The following is a 3564-nucleotide window of genomic DNA, read 5'->3' on the forward strand; positions in this document are numbered from 1 at the left end:
ACCGTTACGGCTTCCAAGGTCAGGAAAAAGATGATGAATTAAAAGGAGAAGGGAATTCGTTGAACTATACTTTTAGAATGCACGACTCTAGAGTAGGAAGGTTTTTTACTATTGATCCGTTGACAAAGAAGTACCCAATGCTTTCGCCTTATCATTTTGGCGGAAACAATCCAATTTCATTAATTGAACTAGAAGGTTTAGAAGGTGTTTCTGTCGTTAATCATAAAACTAAAACCGTTACTGTGTTGCTAAATATATATTATGCACCAGGAACTAATACTGACCAATCTGGTTTCACTAAAAATGAAGTTGAAACAATTCAAGCTGATTTGACATGTGAAGTGACTAAACAATCTTACACATATGATGTTTCAGGAACTGATTATTCAGTTAATTTTAAGTTTAATTTTATTGAAACAGAAACGTTGACAAAGGCAAGAGAGTTGAGAGATGCAAATCCAAGTGAAAGTGCAGTTTTAAGTAAGTCTGAATTAGTTTCACAAATTAAAACTGATAAATTTGGGCTTCAATACACTAGTGTTACTGTTGGCTCAACAAATAGAGGTGAAACAAGGTTAACGACCTCTAATAATTCTCATACTACAACTCATGAAATATTTCATTTACTAGTTCATAATGGAGATAAAATACCGCTTGACACATATGAATGTTTCGACAGAAACAATCAAACTGATTGGCATGATAACGGTAAATATGGCGATGGAATTTTCAGATATACTAATCCTACAAATTTGTCTTCTCAAAATGTCCAACAAGCAATTGAACATACCAAAAGAGTAGAAATCCCAGCTGATAAACCATTGACAGAAGAGCAGCAAAATTATTTAAATCAGACAAAACCTAATGAAAATTAATATACATTTATCATCTGTAAAAAATGTGATTAAGTTTATATTTTTTATTTTTATTTTTAATTCAACAAAAGTTAATTCACAAAATTATGTGAAAATTAAGATTATAAAATTTTCTTTTGCTCTTGAAAAGGACGTGAAGTCTTGTGATTATAGTTACATAGAGTATATGAATAAATTATATCCTTTCTCAATAGTTGATAAATATGAAGGTTTTAATTATTTAACAGAATACTTTATTAAAAACGATTCAAATTATCAATTAATGAGAGAAATCAGTAATGAATTGCAAAAAGAATATGATAAACATAAACTTTCTTTTAACCAATTAAAATTAATTAAAAGGAATGATATATATTTTACTTCATATGTAGTAAAAGTTAATAATCTGCATTTTCAAAACGTTGAATTAAAAAGGGACTATGAATTATTGTTTGAATCTTCTTTTTTATCAAAAAAGGAAATAATACTACCTATTAGAATTTTAAGTATTAAAAAATGTACAAGACAACCAAAATTTTTAATTAAAATTCTAAATGAGTTAAATTTAAATGAAAATCAAATAAATCAAAATTTGCCAATACGTTGTGGGGTTAATTAGTGTCTCGTCCCAAAATAAGTTTATTCACCCTCCTTGGAGCGGGGGCATTCGCCGTTTCTTAAAAACAAATAAGCAACTCTTTTACAAATTGCTTATTTTTACTTTTACCTTTTACTTATTTGCTGCGAAGTCGGAGACATTCGCAGAGCTGTTCTAAGTTTATTCACTCTTCGCAGAGCGGTGGCTATCTGTTTTAAAGCTTAAACTTATAGAAATCGTACTCAATAGAACTAAATACCTTTTCAAATTTTGGTTTATTACTTCTCTTTGCAAAATCTGTAGATATTATCTTTAATCCTTCAATTTTATATAACTCTAAAATATATCCAACATATGAACTATAAGATTCAATTATAATCTGATTTTTAATTATTTTATATTCACCATAATAACCATAACTTAAATTATTTAAATCACTTTCGTGAGGAAAATTAAAATAGCCACAACTAAAAAATACTCTCCCATTTTCAAAAAATCTACAAAAACTATACCTATCTCTTTTTATATTTTTCAAATCGATTATACTATCTTTAAAAATATAAATTCCATTTATTTTAACTAAAGTAGTATCTATTTGCAGACCTTCTTTCTTTATTAGTTTAAAATTCCTTGACTTGCATTTGCAGTTTTCAATTTCTTGACAGTAAGTATTAGTTACAAATAAATAAAAAACCAAAGAAAACAAAGTAACTATTTTCGTTTTTATATCACTTCTATACATAATAAACTTATTAAAATTTTACATTTACCGCTGAAGAGGAAGACTCCCAACGATTATTACTATCAGCAGATTTAAAATGATGAAAATTAGGACTTAAATAATCATGTATAGCATTTTGCGACCAAAAATTAGCAGGCCCAGTATTAGTTGCTCTAAATATATTTTTATCCGTAGTTAATTGGAAATATGTCTGAGCATTATTCAATGATTGATTAAAACCTCTTGACAACCCCATCCTATCGTCAATTTGATATTGATTAGCCCAATAAAACGTTAAACCACTTTTTCCAATAGTTTTTGTTAAACCTCCAATTTGATAATCTCCTAAGTCTTTTGCAGTACTCTTATCATTTCTTGAATTTCCTGTGTAGGTATCTGTGCCAAATGTAAGCATGGTACCATCAGAAAATTGATAATTTACATTTCCACTTCCTGTCCAATATTTATCATCTCCATCTGCGCCCATCCAAAGATGATGATCTTCCAAAACATTCATAGAAAAACCTCCAATTCTGACACCATAAGTAGCCGTTTTTTGGTCTCGATTCCCAGTTCCTTTATGATAGTTAACTGCCCACATAACAGAATACTTCATAGAATTTTGAAGAGCCGTAGTAGCATTACCATGTAAATAATTTACAGCTAAATTAGGGGTGTTTTCTCCTAATACTCCAAAAGTTACTGCGGGCGAGAAAATAGTTTCTACCATTCCATTTTTTAATGAAGTACTATTTCCACCATGCGAAGTCAAACCTCCATTTGTATAACTTCCTGACCCATTAAGACTTATTTGTCCCGCAGCATTACCGATAGAAAAATTAGCCATAAAACTAGCTCCAAGTCCTATATTAAAACTTGATTTGTTTTTATCTCCAAGCGTATAAGTTATGTTTACATTTGCATTAGCTGTAAATGATGCGTTAGCCTCTTCACAGCCCTCTAACTCTTTAAATTGTATTGGTTTATTTCCTGAGAACTGATATGGTGAATAATGCGGATATTTAGAGGCAAGTGGATCCACAGCAAAAAACCTTCCTACTCTAGAGTCGTGCATTCTAAAAGTATAGTTCAACGAATTCCCTTCTCCTTTTAATTCATCATCTTTTTCCTGACCTTGGAAGCCGTAACGGTAGGCGGTGCTTGAGCCGTGGCGGTTTGGTACCAGGGAACCAAAAGGATAGTAGTCATTCTTTGCTTAGCACTAATAAACACAATAACTCCCGTTAATTATAAAATGCTTATTTTTGCACTTTATGGCGTTTTTTGACACTTTTTGGGCATAAAAACCAGTAAAAAAAGAACGTGTTATTCATTACAAATCTAACGAAAAAAACAACTCGAAATAGTAGTTTTGATAAAATTCATTTTAT

The 3564-nt window shown here is 30.2% G+C and carries 3 protein-coding genes and 1 pseudogene; 2 read left to right on the forward strand and 2 right to left on the reverse strand.

Features of this window, described 5'->3' with window-relative positions; translation table 11 throughout:
- Both ACKVOV_RS04930 and ACKVOV_RS04935 read left to right on the forward strand, forming a co-directional pair.
- A partial coding sequence (locus tag ACKVOV_RS04930; protein WP_409205655.1) for an RHS repeat-associated core domain-containing protein occupies window positions 1-875 on the forward strand: 875 nt, incomplete at its 5' end.
- A complete protein-coding gene (locus tag ACKVOV_RS04935) occupies window positions 865-1473 on the forward strand; it encodes a hypothetical protein (RefSeq protein WP_409205656.1) in 609 nt (202 codons plus the stop codon). The genes ACKVOV_RS04930 and ACKVOV_RS04935, both read left to right, overlap by 11 nt.
- Before the next feature lie 193 nt (window positions 1474-1666).
- Here ACKVOV_RS04935 and ACKVOV_RS04940 read toward each other — a convergent pair whose 3' ends face one another.
- Together ACKVOV_RS04940 and ACKVOV_RS04945 are read right to left on the reverse strand one after the other, a co-directional pair.
- Window positions 1667-2158 carry a hypothetical protein gene (locus ACKVOV_RS04940; protein WP_409205657.1) on the reverse strand — a complete coding sequence of 164 codons (492 nt, stop codon included), beginning with the start codon at window positions 2156-2158 and terminating at the stop codon, window positions 1667-1669.
- Window positions 2159-2204: 46 nt separating this feature from the next.
- Window positions 2205-3365 (reverse strand): annotated as a pseudogene (locus tag ACKVOV_RS04945) (RHS repeat-associated core domain-containing protein); the annotation flags it as partial.
- Between the last annotated feature and the right edge of the window lie 199 nt (window positions 3366-3564).

It is taken from the genome of Flavobacterium sp. (assembly GCF_046153165.1).
Lineage (GTDB): Bacteria > Bacteroidota > Bacteroidia > Flavobacteriales > Flavobacteriaceae > Flavobacterium.